13 protein-coding genes are annotated in these 15,465 nt (G+C 40.9%); 10 read left to right on the top strand and 3 right to left on the bottom strand.

Annotated features, from left to right (window positions below; genetic code table 11):
- Nucleotides 1-2: 2 nt before the first annotated feature.
- From AAC000_RS05425 to AAC000_RS05385, 9 genes are all read left to right on the top strand, one after another.
- Nucleotides 3-533, top strand: a complete 531-nt coding sequence (locus tag AAC000_RS05425) for a hypothetical protein (protein ID WP_339720777.1) — start codon at nt 3-5, stop codon at nt 531-533.
- A gap of 95 nt (nt 534-628) precedes the next feature.
- Nucleotides 629-1,252 (top strand): type II secretion system protein, encoded by a 624-nt coding sequence (locus tag AAC000_RS05420; protein WP_339720919.1) that lies wholly within the window; start codon nt 629-631, stop codon nt 1,250-1,252.
- A gap of 264 nt (nt 1,253-1,516) precedes the next feature.
- Complete coding sequence (locus AAC000_RS05415; RefSeq protein ID WP_339720775.1) at nt 1,517-2,044, top strand: prepilin-type N-terminal cleavage/methylation domain-containing protein; 528 nt, start codon at nt 1,517-1,519, stop codon at nt 2,042-2,044.
- 93 nt (nt 2,045-2,137) lie between these two features.
- The gene (locus AAC000_RS05410) at nt 2,138-2,683 is read left to right on the top strand and encodes a prepilin-type N-terminal cleavage/methylation domain-containing protein (RefSeq protein WP_339720773.1); all 546 of its coding nucleotides are present in this window, start codon (nt 2,138-2,140) and stop codon (nt 2,681-2,683) included.
- Nucleotides 2,670-3,212: a type II secretion system protein gene (locus tag AAC000_RS05405; RefSeq protein WP_339720771.1), complete on the top strand. Its 543-nt coding sequence runs from the start codon at nt 2,670-2,672 to the stop codon at nt 3,210-3,212. The genes AAC000_RS05410 and AAC000_RS05405 overlap by 14 nt, the downstream gene beginning before the upstream one ends.
- Nucleotides 3,212-4,075, top strand: a complete 864-nt coding sequence (locus AAC000_RS05400; protein WP_339720769.1) for a prepilin-type N-terminal cleavage/methylation domain-containing protein — start codon at nt 3,212-3,214, stop codon at nt 4,073-4,075. The genes AAC000_RS05405 and AAC000_RS05400 overlap by 1 nt, the downstream gene beginning before the upstream one ends.
- A complete protein-coding gene (locus AAC000_RS05395; protein ID WP_339720767.1) occupies nt 4,065-4,502 on the top strand; it encodes an MSHA biogenesis protein MshP in 438 nt (145 codons plus the stop codon). The genes AAC000_RS05400 and AAC000_RS05395 overlap by 11 nt, the downstream gene beginning before the upstream one ends.
- A 2-nt stretch (nt 4,503-4,504) precedes the next feature.
- Nucleotides 4,505-9,496, top strand: a complete 4,992-nt coding sequence (locus AAC000_RS05390) for a LamG domain-containing protein (RefSeq protein ID WP_339720766.1) — start codon at nt 4,505-4,507, stop codon at nt 9,494-9,496.
- Between the two features lie 178 nt (nt 9,497-9,674).
- Complete coding sequence (locus AAC000_RS05385; RefSeq protein ID WP_339720764.1) at nt 9,675-11,546, top strand: SUMF1/EgtB/PvdO family nonheme iron enzyme; 1,872 nt, start codon at nt 9,675-9,677, stop codon at nt 11,544-11,546.
- A 70-nt stretch (nt 11,547-11,616) separates the two neighbouring features.
- Here the strand turns inward: AAC000_RS05385 and AAC000_RS05380 are convergent, their stop codons facing one another.
- The 3 genes from AAC000_RS05380 to AAC000_RS05370 are packed head-to-tail and all read right to left on the bottom strand — an operon-like array spanning nt 11,617 to nt 14,178.
- Nucleotides 11,617-12,150: a heme NO-binding domain-containing protein gene (locus AAC000_RS05380; protein WP_339720917.1), complete on the bottom strand. Its 534-nt coding sequence runs from the start codon at nt 12,148-12,150 to the stop codon at nt 11,617-11,619.
- Nucleotides 12,151-12,155: 5 nt separating this feature from the next.
- Entirely contained in the window at nt 12,156-12,560 is a 405-nt protein-coding gene (locus AAC000_RS05375) for a response regulator (RefSeq protein WP_339720762.1), read from the bottom strand.
- Entirely contained in the window at nt 12,544-14,178 is a 1,635-nt protein-coding gene (locus tag AAC000_RS05370) for an ATP-binding protein (RefSeq protein ID WP_339720760.1), read from the bottom strand. Before AAC000_RS05370 ends, AAC000_RS05375 begins: the two co-directional genes overlap by 17 nt.
- Before the next feature lie 206 nt (nt 14,179-14,384).
- Here AAC000_RS05370 and AAC000_RS05365 point away from each other — a divergent pair, with 206 nt between their 5' ends.
- Nucleotides 14,385-15,428 carry a rod shape-determining protein gene (locus AAC000_RS05365; RefSeq protein ID WP_039989107.1) on the top strand — a complete coding sequence of 348 codons (1,044 nt, stop codon included), beginning with the start codon at nt 14,385-14,387 and terminating at the stop codon, nt 15,426-15,428.
- Nucleotides 15,429-15,465 lie beyond the last annotated feature (37 nt).

The following is a 15,465-nucleotide window of genomic DNA, read 5'->3' as shown; positions in this document are numbered from 1 at the left end:
TTATGAACAAAAATCAAGCAGCAGACGAGCGCAACCGTAGTTTATTTATCAACATTATTGTAGTGGTGGTATTTATCAGTTTAATGTTGGGCTTTATAGTGTATCTAAACGATGGCTCCACTAACCTTAGGCGCCTTGCTTTAGAAAACTTAGCTGAACAATTTTCTACTAGTGTGAGTAATTCTCATTGGCAGTGGCAAGGAGAGGGGCGGCCTGAGATTGTAATGTTGATCACTTATGCTAATAAATTAGGTGAGAATAACACCTTAATCGAAACAGATAGAAAACCTATATTTATGAGCCATCTAGGCTGGCCAAAGGCTGAACCAACCTCTAAGGGTTGTGCTGACATTTGGAATATGGTGCTAAATATGCCTATGAACATAGATGGCTTTAAAATTTTTGCAGAATATTATGATGGACTAAAACTCAGCAATAATGCATTAGATTCAGTCTGTCGCTATCGATTATCAACAGGCCCATACTTCGAATACAAAGTGTTTTCGGGTCAAGTCTTAAAGATTAAAGAATGACTACCCTATTTAAAAAAATAACAAGTGAAAAACCTTGTAGGAGCGCCGCTATGAATAACAAGATTAAGAACAACAACGTCAGCGTTGATACAAATATGCCACCCAAAACTGTACATTATGGCTACCGCCCCAAAGTCACTTCGGGTTTTACATTAATTGAACTGGTCATAGTTGTGGTTATTTTGGGTTTATTAGCAGCAACCGCTTTACCTAGACTGCTCGATGTCACTGCAGATGCTGAAGATGCTACCGTAGATGGAGTAGCTGGCGGTTTTGCCACTGGAGTAGGGTTAGTTCGAGCTCAATGGGAGTTAGAAGGGCGCCCCAAAGAAAATAATGGCACTAATTCAACCTTTGTCACCATTGAAAGCCTTCAAGTGGGTATTGACCAAGATACAGGTTACCCCACAGGGCAATTAGATACAGACAGTAGCACTGAAGATGACCAAATGAGCACCTTAGACTGCGAAAGTATTTTCAATTTAATTATGCAAAGTGCGCCGACTATATCTTCTGATTGGAATGACAGACCATTTGAAAATTTCAGGTATTTTACTAATGTAAGAACAGGTGTAGGTTCAGGCGGTAATGATGTTTGTTATTACTACCTAACACAAACTGTTAAAAACCGTACAACAGAGCCGACAGATAACTTAGCTGGCAATGGTTTTATCTACGATCCACGGATTGGCCAAGTAATAGTGTTTAGTAATAATTAGAGCTGCGAGCTGCGAATTAAAACTAAAGAAATTGAACCACAGAGATCACCGAGAACACAGTGGAAAAGCTAAACAATGTTAATTGATTTTTTCTCAGTGTAGTTCTCTAAGGAGAGTAGATTTTAGCTCAAATAACATACTTAGGCATAAACAAAAACAACCAAAAAAGTGCAATTAATTAGTGTTAACTGGTGTTTTAATGGTATAAAACATCTAATAATTTCAGGGACTTATAGTTTAAAAATATTCCTTTGAGGACAAGAAATGCAGCAACAACGTGGTTTTACATTAATCGAATTAATTATCGTGATCGTCATACTAGGTATTTTGGCTGTCACCGCAGCACCTAAATTTCTTGATATTCAAGGTGATGCAACCGCTTCTACCTTACAAGGTGTTAAAGCGGCAGTGCAAGGTGGCTCGCAACTGATATTTGCAAAATCAGCTATTGCAGGCGAGCAAAAAAATGCCAATGATGATGATAGTGCAACGAGAACAGATGACGTTTTAATCAATGGTTCAGACAGAGTTGAAACAGAATATGGGTACCCAGATGCAGATAACCAGACAGCGAACATGGTCAACATCTGGGTCGATCTTGATTTTACTAATGACTGGGCATTTTTTGATAGTAGTTCAGACGCAGTTGCAGCCGGCAAATTTGTAATCACCCCAATAGGTAAAACTGCAGTGGCGGCAGGTGGTGATGCAGATACAAAATGCCAAGTTGTCTATACTAATGGTTCCCCAACAACTTCACCTACTGTTATTACAGAAACAGAAGGTTGTTAGTCTGTTACAACAAATTATAGAAATAGGGAGCGAGTGCTCCCTATTTTGTTTACACCACATGCATTTGAGTTTTTTCACCCAAAAGTTAGATTGATGTTAAATAATCAAGGTTACTCATACAGATACCATGGCTTTACTTTGATAGAGCTTATAGTGGTGATTATTTTAATTAGTATTTTGTCTGTATCCGTTTTCAGTCGTTTCACTGGCACTTCAGGTTTTTCAGAATATACCTATCAGGCCAGACTTGTATCTGCTCTGCGTAATATGCAAAGTCGTGCATTGTATGACAATCGCGATGGTTATTGTTTTAAAATCAATATTGATACTACAGATGCGGCTTTTGGCCCCCCAACACTAGATTATATTAGCGAAACTGCGACTGCAATGAGCGGCACCTGTTCCATCAGTATCGACTTTAGTAATCCTAATTATCTAACCACTACCCCAACAGAAATGGCTGGTGAAGGGGTAGGCTTATCCACCCAACCCAGTTTTAATTCTATCGATTTTGATGATTTAGGCCGCCCAATATTAGAAAATGCAGACTGCAATGCGACATGTAAGATCACTTTGATTGGCGAAGCTGCTGTGTCAGTGTGTATTGAGTCTCAGGGGTATATTCATGCATGTGAATAAAGCAGCTGGTTTTACTCTTATCGAGCTTGTTATCGGCATTATAGTATTTTCTATTGCTTTGGTTTTGTTTACCTCCTTAATTGTTCCGCAAGTGATACGTAGCGTGGATCCTATTTTTCAAGTGCGTGCTGCTGAATTAGGCCAATCTATAATCAATGAAATTGCCGGTAAATCCTTTGATGAAAAATCAGATCGAACTGGCGGTGCCAATTTTTGTGATGCTGCATGTATTGGCAGTATTAACTTAGGTCCCGACGGCAGCGAAACCCGTGCTACTTTTGATGATGTAGACGATTATAATGGCTTAAATGAGTCTGGTGGCGCGATTAAAAACACCTTGGGTGAAAGCAATACACTAAATGATTACAATTTATATGAAGGTTTTAGTCTCAGCGTAAGTGTTGTGTATGACTCAGACATGGACGGTGTTGCAGATACAGTTGTTGGTAATACCAAATTAATCACGGTGACTATTACCACTCCTAATGATGAAGATATTATATTTTCTAGCTTTCGGAGTAATTATTAATGTATCGGCCTACTAAAAACGCAGCCAAAGGTTTTACCTTAATTGAATTAGTGACAGTAATCATAGTGTTAGGTGTAGTTTCTGTGGGTGTTTCAGGGTTTATTCGCACTGGAGTGGAAATTTATAATGACTCTACTGAACGTGATCAACTTCTAGGAGACAGCCGTTTTGCAGTTGAAAGACTCACACGAGAGTTACGCATGGCAGTCCCTAATAGTGCTAGGGTAAAGACAAATAATTCTGGCACAATTCAGTGTATTGAGTTTGTTCCTTCAGAATGGGTTAGTTTTTATACTAGCCTGTCAGTGCTACCAGATACATCGACTTCAGCCACTATAGTAGAATATGCGAATAACCCGGCGGGCTTTGAACTTAAAGCTGGAGATTTCGCTATTGTTTATCCTACTAAGACTCAAGAGAGTAACCACGATGTATACCACTTAGCCAATGGTAAACGTAAAGCAATTACCAGTTGCGCAGATACCGGAGCCGATACGGGTTGCGACACTGCAGATGACCCAGGGGGAACCGCAAAGTTAACTATTAGTAGCGCCTTTAAAGATCATTCACCTGCATCGCGCCTTTATATTGCGAGAAAAACCGTAAGTTACTGTGCCCATCAAAACAACCGCAGTATCTATCGAAATGAAGGCAACATAACTGAGGAGCAAGTTATCTATACTTCAGGTACTTTAATGGCTGAACATATTAATAATGATTTTGCTAACAGCAATGAAGCACCGTTTAGAGTGTATGAAGCCACATTAACTAGAAATAGTTTGGTGCATATTTTACTGGCCTTTGAACACAACGAAGAAATCGTGAATTTTAGTAGCGAAGTGCATGTCCCCAATGTGCCCTAAAAATAAACAGCCATACTCATTGGCAAATAAATCGACTCAAAATGGCAGCATGCTGGTCATTGCTTTATTTGTGATAATTGTATTGGCGTTGTTGGGACTCACAATGACCCGATTATTATCCTCATCTTCAGAGGCTATTATCCATGAAGTTTTGGGTCAACGCGCATTAAATGCCGCAAGAGCTGGAATAGAATGTGCTGTGGCAGAAGAGTTTGGTGCCGGTTGTAACCATCCAAGTTTAAAAGTATTTAATGATGTTCCAGGGTTAGAAAATTGTAGCTACAGTGTCAACCCAGTGTCTAAATTGGTTGAAGACGGCGCTAAAACCTTTACTTTTTGGACTTTTTCCGGCACTGGTCAATGCACAGCGGGTAAAATAAATGTGACACGTTTTGTTTATATTGATGCGATGCTGGAGGTAGATTAACCATGAGACTCCTTACCTTCTTAATCATTTATTTATTTGCCGTTACTCAGACTCTAGCTGCTGAACAATGCAGCGCCATATTTCCTGATGGCGCATCCACACATAGCGCCACTGGTACTATAGACTTTGAATCCAATGCCCAGTTGTTTGGTAGTGATGATAATCTACTTGCCACTACCGCTATTAGTAAAAATGGTGGCTCCTCCTTCAATACCTGTGACACAGCTGACTGCACAGCAACAGGCTCCCCTTCAGTTGCAGCATCTGGCATTACTTTTCAAACGACACTTAGCACAACTGATGTCTCGATAGGCTTCAATCAAGCTGTAGTCATTGGAAATGAAACTAATCCAGGAAATGAGTTTGACGAAATTAATCCCGCAGGGTCTTCTCAAGCTAGCATTAGCTTTTCAGACACGCAGAGCGAGTATTTTGTCGATAGTTTAGTTTTGGGATCTGAAAACACCTTGTATCTACAATCTGGTGCTACCTATTGGTTTAATCAATTTACTCTAAGCAGCCGAGCAAATATCATTATACAGGGTTCTGGCACTGCCATTATTTATGTCAATCAAAGTGTAACAATCACCTCTCGCGGCCTTTTTAATTCCCCTTCTATAAATAGTAGCGGAGATGCGAGTAAATTGGTTATCTATGCATTTTCTAACGTAACCTTAAATAATGACAGCACTTTTACAGGTAGCCTATATGCCCAAGGTAACCTTACTCTTATCTCGTCTAGTTACATCTTTGGTGCAGTGAGCGCCGCTAATATAGATTTTCACAGTCAATCAACCATCACCTCTCAAAACGACGAAGTGGCAGAAACTGATTTTGGAGCCATATGTAGTAATACTGTCACGCCATTAGCAGAATATCGTTTCGAAGAAAGTGATTGGGATGGCACAGCGAATGAAATTATTGACAACACCGGAAATGGCCATCATGGTCAGGTGCTTTCTAATTCTACCCCTGAATTTTTGACACCCGCTTTAACAGGTAACCTCGGCACTTGTAGTTATGCCGTTCAAAACGATGGTGTAATTCAAATAACAGGATTGCCATTAGACACCACTACCAACGATGTCAAAACTACTGTTACCTTCTGGATGAATTGGGATGGTACAAACAGTACTATGCCTATAGGTTGGGATACTCACGATATTTGGATAGTGAGTGGTTCCATAGGATTTAACACTGGAAACGGAGATGTGTTTGGTACCTCAAGTGCCGGCTTGGCTAATGGTTGGCACCATATAGCCGTAGAATTTACCAACGGCAGTGTCACCAACAATAAAATGCACATAGACGGCGTGGAACAAGTGCTCACGCAACGACAGAGTTCACCTAACAACAGTACAGCTTATGTGGATAGTGAACTGAGAATAGGTGGCTGGTCAAGAGGTGGGAACTATAATTTTCACGGACTAATAGACGAAGTACGTGTATATGAAAGTAGTTTGTCGACAACCCAAATAGAAAACATCATGGAAGAGCGGCACCCTTGCCCACCAAGGCCCATTGCTGAATATCACTTTGATGAGTTTAATTGGTATGGGACTACAGGAGAAGTTACAGATAGCAGTAACTATGGACACGACGCCACGCCATTTAATGCATTAGTGACCAACGATATCAGCCCAGTTATTGACGGCGATCCTGGCACTTGCGGCTACGGCCAATTTGATGGCATAGATGACTATGTACAATTGCCGTCAACATTTCCTGATTTAACTGAAAGCCTTACATTTACCGCATGGATTAATGCCGCAGATTTAGATTCTGGCTCACCTATTTTCCTTGATGACCAAAATAACTCACAAGGTTTTGGTTTTAGCCTCGGAAATGGAGGGCCAGGTAAGTTGCGATTTTATTCCCGAGCTGTTGACCCCGTTATGGTGGATACTCAAAACGCTGTAATTAGTGAGGATGATTGGTACTTTGTAGCGGCTGTTCATGATGCCACCACTAAGACAGTGAGGATCTTTGTTAATGGTGTTGCCCTACCTCTCAATACTGGTGGTAGTGACAATACAATTTCTACCTACACTGGCACATGGGGCAGTGACCCAGGTCCGGCTAGTATTGGTGGTAAAACCAACGACTCTAGTGAATCCGGCCCTAGTTTCCATTTTAATGGCGCTATTGATGAGCCAAGAATATATTCGACCGCCCTTAGTGCTGCAGAAATTTCAGCCATTATGGCTGAAACACGAACCTGCCCAACCCCTCCCACCTTGTTATTAGAATACCGTTTCGAAGAAAACAGTTGGGATGGCAGCCCGGATGAAATTCTCGACAACAGTGGTAATGAACATCATGCACGAGTTAGCAAAGATTCTGTACCTGAGAGGGCCTCGCCCGCACTACCAGGTAGTTTAGGCACTTGTGGTTATGCCAGTCAAAATGATGGCGTGATTCAGGTAACAGGACTGCCATTAGATACAACGACAAATGATGTAAAAACCACTGTGACCTTTTGGATGAACTGGGATGGTACTGACAGCATCATGCCCATCGGCTGGGATATTCATGATATTTGGCTCGTTAGTGGTTCCATAGGGTTTAACACGGGTAATAGCGATGTATATGGTGTTTCGAGTGCTGGGTTGGCCAATGGTTGGCACCATATTGCGGTTGAATTTACTAACGGCAGTGTCACCAACAATCGCATTCATATAGACGGCGTAAAACAAGTACTCAGTCAACAACGTGGGTCTCCAAATAAAAGTCGAGCTTTTGTGGATAACGAACTGCGCATAGGCGGCTGGTCTAGAGATTCAAACTATAATTTTCACGGATTAATAGACGAGGTACGTGTATACCAAGGTGTACTGGCCACGGCCGAAGTCGTAAACATTATGAACGAACGACATGAGTGTGCAGCCATTGCGCCCGATCACTTTGAAATACAGCACGATGGTCAAGGTTTTACCTGCGAAGCCGAAACGTTGACCATTAAAGCCTGTGCCAATGAAAACTGCGATATCTTATATGATCAGGAAACTGCAATCACGCTGGCGCCTTCCGGCTGGTCAGGTGGTGATACTTTAGTATTTACCGGAGAATTAACCTCTAGTTTAAATGTAACGGATGAAGGCACTGTCACTTTGGCGAAAACCAGTGCTAATCCTGATGCCGAATTACGCTGTTTTAACGGTGGCACTGAAAGCTGTGACATAACTTTTTCAAATGACGGTTTTGAAATTTACGGTGCAAATATTGGTGATCCTTTGCCTGATCAATTAGCTGCTAGTAACTTTAATAATGTCAATGTACGCGCAGTTCGCAGTGTCGATAATGTGTGTGAAGCTTTGCTAGAAGGCACCCAAGAGATTACTTTATCTTACAACTGCGAGTCACCTGGTCAATGCCTAACCCCCCTCAATGTCATTGAGATAGTTGGAGACGGAACAGGTGAGAATAGCGGCAACATTGAAGTAGAGTTCAATGCTCAAGGTGTTGCTAGTTTAGCCTTACTCAATTATCCAGATGCAGGTCGGTTAACCCTGAGTGTGGCAGCGCAGATTGAAGGTGTCACCTTTGATAATTCAGACCAAGAGCCCGTTGATGTTTACCCTAGTTACTTAAACTTAAGTGTGGCTGAAACCGAATTAATTTATGGTGGCACAGGCAACCAAAATAACTATGTAGCAGGTGAAAACTTTACCTTAGTGATCGGCGCCTATGGTAGCAACGATAAATTATTGCGGAATTATCAGGCCGAGAACCCAGAGTTAAAAGTTCAGAGAGTTTCTCCAAGCAGTGTTGGGGAAAATGGTATTTTCAAATATTCAGATTCTGGCACAACAATGACCAGCACCAGCGCTACTTTTAATAATACTTCTGGACTGAGTTTTAGTGAGGGTGAACATCGCTACGCACTTGCAAATTATACTGAAGTAGGCCGTATTGCAATTGATGTGCAAGACGCAAATTACCTTGGCAATGAAATTGGATTTGCTGGCGAATTGACACTAGGTGATTTCTACCCTGCGTATTTTCAAGTCGCTCTAACTGAAACCCCGACTCTAGCCGATACCTGTAACAATACATTTAGCTATATAGGTAAAAGTATCAATTTTGAAACTTCTCCAGAATTTACTCTGACTGCCTACAATGCCCTTGGTACTAAAACATTAAATTACAGTGATATATATTGGAACTACCAACCAGAAAAACCTTCAGTCACGGATTTAAGTTTTGTTGATAGCTCAACTTATGCCGCATTGAACTCTGCTAGTGTGATTAATTTGGGCGACATACCCGTGATTGCCAACAATGATAATTATGATGCTTCTGGAACGGTCACCATAGACAATGGCAGTTTCCAATATAACAAGGTGGATCCAACAGACGATAGCATTTTTGCTCCTGTCTCCCCTTTTAATGCGCAGCTAACGCTAGAATTTAGCAGTGACTTTTTTGTCAGTACCTTTATTGACCAAAACGGAATTGAAGATACGATTTGTTATCAAGCCAGTCATACTGACGGTACTTGTTTAGGGTGGGACATAGAAGAAGTAACAGGTACCCAAATACGTTACGGTCGTTTGGTATTAGAAAGCACCTATGGGCCTGAAACCGAATCACTTAACGTACCCATAAAAACCGAGTATTTTAATGCTGGCCAATGGTTGTTGAATACCGATGATAGCAATTGCACTAGTATCGAATTCACCGAAGAAAACAATCAAATACAACTATCAGACACAAGCTACGCTCGCTCCTTTAACAGCGTAATCAGTGCTGGAGTGTTAATAGAAGGTGTTTCTGTGGGCAACCAATTCACTCTTGAAGCACCTGATGAAACAGGTGAATTAGATATCTGGTTAGATCCCACAGCTACAGGGGTCACTTGGCCAACTTACCTTAATTATGATTGGAATGGTGATGGCTTCATAAATACTGATGATTTCCCTGAAGCGACCGTCAATTTTGGCCTATTTCGAGGCAACGACAAGATCATTCATTGGAGAGAAGTGTTTAATTAAACCTAATTTACCTTAGGTGAAGCTAATAAAATAGCGATTGCCCGCGTAACATGCTTGCTCTTTTTGTTGTAACTCAATAGCATAGGCTACGCAAAGTTGTGATCTGGTAACATTACGCCTGATTTATGCCATGACAATAAAAGTAGTTGCTATCAAGCAACCAGTTTGGAACCGAATAATGAACCGTATAGCTCAATTTTCTCTTATTATTGCCCTTTCGCTTAGCCAAAATATTTTGGCTGCTAACTTATCGGTTGCAGATGTTGAAAATAAAATATCTGCAAAACAATCCGAATACAACAATTACAACAGTTCACTTGAAGCTCAGATTGCCAACGCTGCAAGCTTAGAAAGAGAACTTGGGGAACTTCGTCAAAACGCCACACTTGCAGATGCAGATAGACAATCGGCTCTGATAGAGATGAATTTACAATATGAAAAAGTCATAGATGATCCTGAGTTAAATATATCTCCGGTCATTGAAACTTACGCAAAGGCGGTACGCACCCACAAAGCCATCAAAGATGCCATTACCGATAAATACAATCAGTGGCAAAGAGAGCTGCAAGAAGTGGAACAAATGCAAATCTCAAAACACAGTTTACTTAACACTATTGAGGGCTTAAAAGAGCAACTAAACAGTGCTCGCATCGACCGCTTGTATCAAGAGTTTAATCGCCAAGAAGCCATAGTCGTCAGCCATAATATTGCCTGCGACAAGGATGAAACCCTAGCAAAATGTATCACTCGCGGTAAATCCCTAGCGAAGCAAAAAGCGTCCAAGCGATTTTTAGACAGTGTCTACGAAGGCTTAAGTGAATCCGTTGAAGCTGAAAAAAGAAGACAATTATCCGATGCTTCCGTGCAAGTATTACGCAGTGAAGTGGCTGATAGTAACTTTAGTGGTCAAGGTAATTATAACATTAAGATGAACCTGCAACTTCAAGGTAATTTAAAACGCTCTGAGGGCTGTGAATTATTAGGGTTAGACAGACGTTATTGTGTCAACTTTAAAGGAAGCGAAAGTACCGAGGTAAGTAGCGTTAAAATGTCACCTATGGCTACTGATGAATCAGTAATGTACGAATTAACAATACGCTCTAACGTCTTTGATGATGAGGTATTCATTGATGGTGTGAGCTATGGTTCGACTAAACTACAAGTGATGTTGCCTTCAGGTGAACATGATATTGAAGTGGTTAAACGTGGTTATGAATCAAGTCGTCAAAAAGTCACTTTGTCTGAGTCTAAAACCCTGAAAGTCGAATTAAATCGTTCCCAATATACTTTTAGCAAAGGTGAACGCATTCAAGATATTTTGGCCGGAGACATACCAGGACCAGACTTAGTGGTGATACCCGCAGGCAGTTTTCGCATGGGAGATATCACGGGTGTTGGACTAGACAATGAACGCCCTGTGCAAACACAGGACTTAAAACAATCTTTTGGTATCAGTGAAACAGAAATTAGCGTCAAGGCCTTTGAAGTTTTCGTAAACTCAACCAGTTATGTGACTGATGCTGAAAAGCAAAAAGGTTGTGCCGCATACGAAGATGGCCAAGCAGTATGGAAAGAGGACCGCAACTGGCGGGCACCTGGTTTTGCACAAAATGAAAACAATCCAGTGGTATGTGTCAGTATGCACGATGCCAAAGCCTACGTAGAGTGGATATCACAAGCGAGTAATCAAGCTTATAAATTACCCAGTGAAGCGCGCTGGGAATATGCCGCTAGAGCGGGTAAGGAAACCGATTATTGGTGGGGTGAAGGCGTGAGCACAGACAACGCTAACTGCGGTTGGTGTGGTAGCCAGTGGTCAAATGTTAGTACTGCACCCGTTGGCTCTTTTGAACGAAATGATTTTGGCTTATTCGATACAGTTGGCAATGTGTGGGAATGGACCACCAGCAAACAAGTGAACGGTAACTCAGTGGTGCGTGGTGGGGCTTGGAATTTTGCACCACGTTTGGCACGAGTGTCGACTCGGATGGAATTAGACAGTAGTTTCCGTTCAAACTATATCGGTTTTAGAGTCGTTCGCGAGCAATAACGCCCTGCAATCAAGAACGAGTATTCGCGAGTCTGAATATGCCTACATTTTCCGACTCGTTATTATTCACTTATAATAAAATGATAGAAATTTCTATTGCCTCTTGCCCTTGATACTCGACCTCACTTTTGTGCACTTCGCCATTTACATCAAAATACGCTAAACATCCCATGACTAAGCCTACCGCTAGATCTTCGAAGTGACGAGACGATAGGTAATACATGGTTAATTCCTGTGGGGATTTTTGCTCATAGTAGAAACGTGGCAACTCAGCATCAGGGTAGAGTTTTGTTACCTCAACATGAATATAATTATCAATATTCTTTAAAAACTCAAAAGGCTCAGTGACACCTTCGAAAAAGTTAGGGTAGCGATTAGAAAACCGCTCAAATAAATGTTTACCAAATATCTCTAGCAAAGTTCCTACAGGTATATCAACGGCTTGGCTAAGGTTTGTTGCCATAGTGACAATTTCTTGATGATTATAAGAGCCAACTGCAGTATATGCACCGTTATTGGGTAAATCGCTTTTTTCTATTATGTCCTCGAGAATATCTGTAGAAAAAACACTTTCAACCATGTCCTTAAACTCTGTGAAAATCATCCCCTTCACAATTCTTTTTCCTTTTTAAGGTAGTTTTGTAAAGTGTCTAAAATACGCCCAGAATTAAAAGGTTTAACTATAAAACCATTTGCCCCACTTTTAATTGCAGAAGTCACATTCTGCGCCGAACTTTCACCAGAAACCATCACAACCATCAGATCCGGATGCTTCTTTCGAATTTGTTTCAAGACCTCAAGACCACTGGTATGTGGTAACTCAATGTCTAAATAAACCAAGTTCACATTATGTAAGATTATTTTTTCAGGTATAGATTCACCCGTGGATGAGTGAAAAAAATTGACGTCGATTTCCTTTTTGTATTCACGAATGCAAACTAATAAAGCGGCGCGTAATAACTCCCTGCTGTATTCGACATCATCTACTAATAATATATTAATCGTTATACTCATTTAACACTTCCGCTAGCTTTTGGTTGAGATGGCTACATTGTTGCACAGCCTGAACATACTGCTTTTGTCTCAGTAATAACAAAGATTCAGCAGCTAGTTTAGTCAAATCATCATAACCAAAACTCTCCGCAGAGCCTTTAATAATATGTGCAGAATTTATTAAGCCTGTATAGTCTAGGTTCTTTATGCTTGCGGTAATTTCTGCGTTTTGTTTAGTTAACTCCATAAAAAACAACGCTTTTATCTTAGGGTCTTGAGCGAACACGTTAGCTCTTTGTGTCTTTTGAGAAATCGCACTGTCAGCAGTAGACAAATGTCGAGTAAGTACAGAGTACAACTTTGTTAACTCAAGCGGTTTGCTCAACACACCACTAAAGCCAATAGCTTCATACTCCTGTATATCCGAGGACATGACATTGGCTGTCAGTGCATAGATAGGGGTATTGACTCCTAGTTGCTGAAGTGATTTTAGCGCCTCTTTTCCATCCATCACTGGCATATAGATATCCATCAAAATTAAATCATACTCTCCTGATAACGCCATTTGTAAACCTTCTAAGCCATTCTTCGCTGAATCTATTTTGGCGCCAGTTTGCTGTAGATTAAAGGATATCAACTGTCGATTTACTTCGGTATCTTCTACCAATAAAATATTGCCGACTAAAGAAGGAATACCCCCAGGTTGTGAAACAATTCTGTCTCTGTTTTTAATTGAGTTGCATTGACCTTCACATTCTTCACAGGCGATAGTTACCGAAAATTTTGAACCAACGCCTAAAGTAGATTGCAGCTCAACCACGCCACCCATTAATTCCACTAGACTTTTAGTGATAAATAGACCGAGCCCAGTTCCACCCAAATTGCTGCTGATATGTGTGTCAGCTTGTCGAAAATATTCAAATATCAAGGCTTGTCTTTCTGCAGCTATGCCTTCGCCAGTATCCACTACATCAATCTGCAAAGTGCTAGTGGTGGCTTGGAATGTCACATGGACACTAATACTTCCTTTTTTGGTAAATTTAATCCCATTGTTTAGCAAATTATGCAAAACCTGCTTAAGCCGAGTGGGGTCTGCGACTATCCATTCAGGAATGACAGATTCGATGACCATTGCAAAATCTAATTTCTCTTTTTTACAATTAAAGAGATAAATTTGTTCTATGTCTTGTAATAAATTTGGAAGATTAAATCTCAATGGTTCAAGTGTTAGTTTTTTAGTTTCAATCTTACTAATATCTAAAATCTCACCTAACAATGTCGTTAAATGACGGCCACTTCCAACAATAGTGTTCAGATACTTAGTACTGTCTTCGTGACTGACTTTATGTTGTAACAATACTTCAGCAAAACCAATAATAGCGGTCAAAGGAGTCATTGTTGCATGGCTCATATTAGCCAAAAAAAGGGATTTTGCTTGATTTGACTCACGGGCTTCAGACTTGGCTTTTTCTGCTTCTCGAGTGCGTTCTACAACTTGTTTTTCTAAGTTTTCTTTGAGTTCTTGCAACTCTTGATTACGCTGAAACAATTCAAGAGATTTTTGTTCTAAAACAATTTCAGCAGCTTGCCGTGCTTGCCGCTCACGTTGATAACGTTTTTCCAGTCTCTCTTCATTCATTTGTATTCTTAGGTATTTGTCATTCAAATGGCCAACCTACTATAGCCAAAAATTGCATTTTGTAGTTCCTTTTAACGCTTAATTCACAAAAATCTAGTGAAACCGTTATTTTTATGGTCTTGTTGATGCTCTGTACTTGCCCAAATCACGGTGCATTGGTACAGTTAGCGGAATATTTTTCTTATCAACCAAAGTGCGGTTTTTACATGTTCAAAAAGCTACGGGGAATGTTTTCCAACGATTTATCAATCGACCTCGGTACTGCAAATACACTTATCTACATCAAGGATCAAGGTATTGTTCTCAATGAACCTTCTGTTGTCGCAATTCGTCAAGAACGCGCAGGCGGACCAAAAAGTGTTGCAGCAGTGGGGCGTGAAGCCAAACAAATGTTGGGTAGAACTCCCGGTAACATAAAAGCGATTCGACCCATGAAAGATGGGGTGATTGCCGACTTTTATGTCACAGAAAAAATGCTTCAACATTTTATCAAACAAGTTCACGACAATAATTTTTTACGCCCAAGCCCAAGAGTGTTGGTGTGTGTACCTTGTGGTTCAACTCAAGTTGAAAGACGAGCAATTCGTGAGTCAGCGTTAGGAGCTGGTGCCCGTGAAGTTTATTTGATTGACGAACCTATGGCCGCGGCAATTGGAGCTGGTTTGCCCGTTTCAGAAGCGACAGGCTCTATGGTTGTCGATATTGGTGGCGGTACTACAGAAGTAGCGATTATTTCACTTAACGGTATCGTATATTCCTCTTCAGTTAGAATTGGTGGTGATAAGTTCGATGAAGCGATTATTTCTTATATTCGACGTAACTTTGGTTCGTTAATTGGCGAGGCAACAGCTGAACGTATTAAACATGAAATTGGCGCAGCTTATCCCGGTGAAGAAGTAAAAGAAATTGAAGTACGCGGCCGTAATCTAGCTGAAGGAGTACCTCGAGGCTTTACATTAAATAGCAATGAAATTCTTGAAGCCTTGCAAGAGCCTTTAACCGGTATTGTATCTGCTGTTATGGTGGCCCTTGAACAGTCTCCACCTGAATTAGCATCTGATATCTCTGAGCGTGGTATGGTGTTAACCGGCGGCGGAGCCTTACTTAAAGACCTTGATCGTCTTCTTATGGAAGAAACAGGTATTCCAGTTGTAATCGCAGATGATCCACTAACTTGTGTCGCCAGAGGTGGTGGTAAAGCATTTGAAATGATCGACATCCATGGAGGCGATCTCTTTAGCTACGAGTAGCAGTATTTGATATTTCATAGTAAACAAGGCGACACCA

Origin of the sequence: uncultured Paraglaciecola sp. (assembly GCF_963977085.1) — a bacterium.
GTDB lineage: Bacteria > Pseudomonadota > Gammaproteobacteria > Enterobacterales > Alteromonadaceae > Paraglaciecola.
Note: the sequence above shows the minus strand (reverse complement) of the source record. Positions and strands in the feature narration are given on the sequence as shown.

What these genes read in the sequence shown, in the direction of transcription:
- AAC000_RS05390 (WP_339720766.1), top strand. Translation starts at nt 4,505, where the DNA reads ATGAGACTCCTTACCTTCTTAATCATTTATTTATTTGCCGTTACTCAG.
- AAC000_RS05415 (WP_339720775.1), top strand. Translation starts at nt 1,517, where the DNA reads ATGCAGCAACAACGTGGTTTTACATTAATCGAATTAATTATCGTGATC.
- AAC000_RS05370 (WP_339720760.1), bottom strand. Translation starts at nt 14,178, where the DNA reads ATGAATGAAGAGAGACTGGAAAAACGTTATCAACGTGAGCGGCAAGCA.
- AAC000_RS05380 (WP_339720917.1), bottom strand. Translation starts at nt 12,150, where the DNA reads ATGATTTTCACAGAGTTTAAGGACATGGTTGAAAGTGTTTTTTCTACA.
- AAC000_RS05375 (WP_339720762.1), bottom strand. Translation starts at nt 12,560, where the DNA reads ATGAGTATAACGATTAATATATTATTAGTAGATGATGTCGAATACAGC.
- AAC000_RS05385 (WP_339720764.1), top strand. Translation starts at nt 9,675, where the DNA reads ATGAACCGTATAGCTCAATTTTCTCTTATTATTGCCCTTTCGCTTAGC.
- AAC000_RS05365 (WP_039989107.1), top strand. Translation starts at nt 14,385, where the DNA reads ATGTTCAAAAAGCTACGGGGAATGTTTTCCAACGATTTATCAATCGAC.
- AAC000_RS05400 (WP_339720769.1), top strand. Translation starts at nt 3,212, where the DNA reads ATGTATCGGCCTACTAAAAACGCAGCCAAAGGTTTTACCTTAATTGAA.
- AAC000_RS05420 (WP_339720919.1), top strand. Translation starts at nt 629, where the DNA reads ATGCCACCCAAAACTGTACATTATGGCTACCGCCCCAAAGTCACTTCG.
- AAC000_RS05395 (WP_339720767.1), top strand. Translation starts at nt 4,065, where the DNA reads ATGTGCCCTAAAAATAAACAGCCATACTCATTGGCAAATAAATCGACT.
- AAC000_RS05410 (WP_339720773.1), top strand. Translation starts at nt 2,138, where the DNA reads ATGTTAAATAATCAAGGTTACTCATACAGATACCATGGCTTTACTTTG.
- AAC000_RS05405 (WP_339720771.1), top strand. Translation starts at nt 2,670, where the DNA reads ATGCATGTGAATAAAGCAGCTGGTTTTACTCTTATCGAGCTTGTTATC.
- AAC000_RS05425 (WP_339720777.1), top strand. Translation starts at nt 3, where the DNA reads ATGAACAAAAATCAAGCAGCAGACGAGCGCAACCGTAGTTTATTTATC.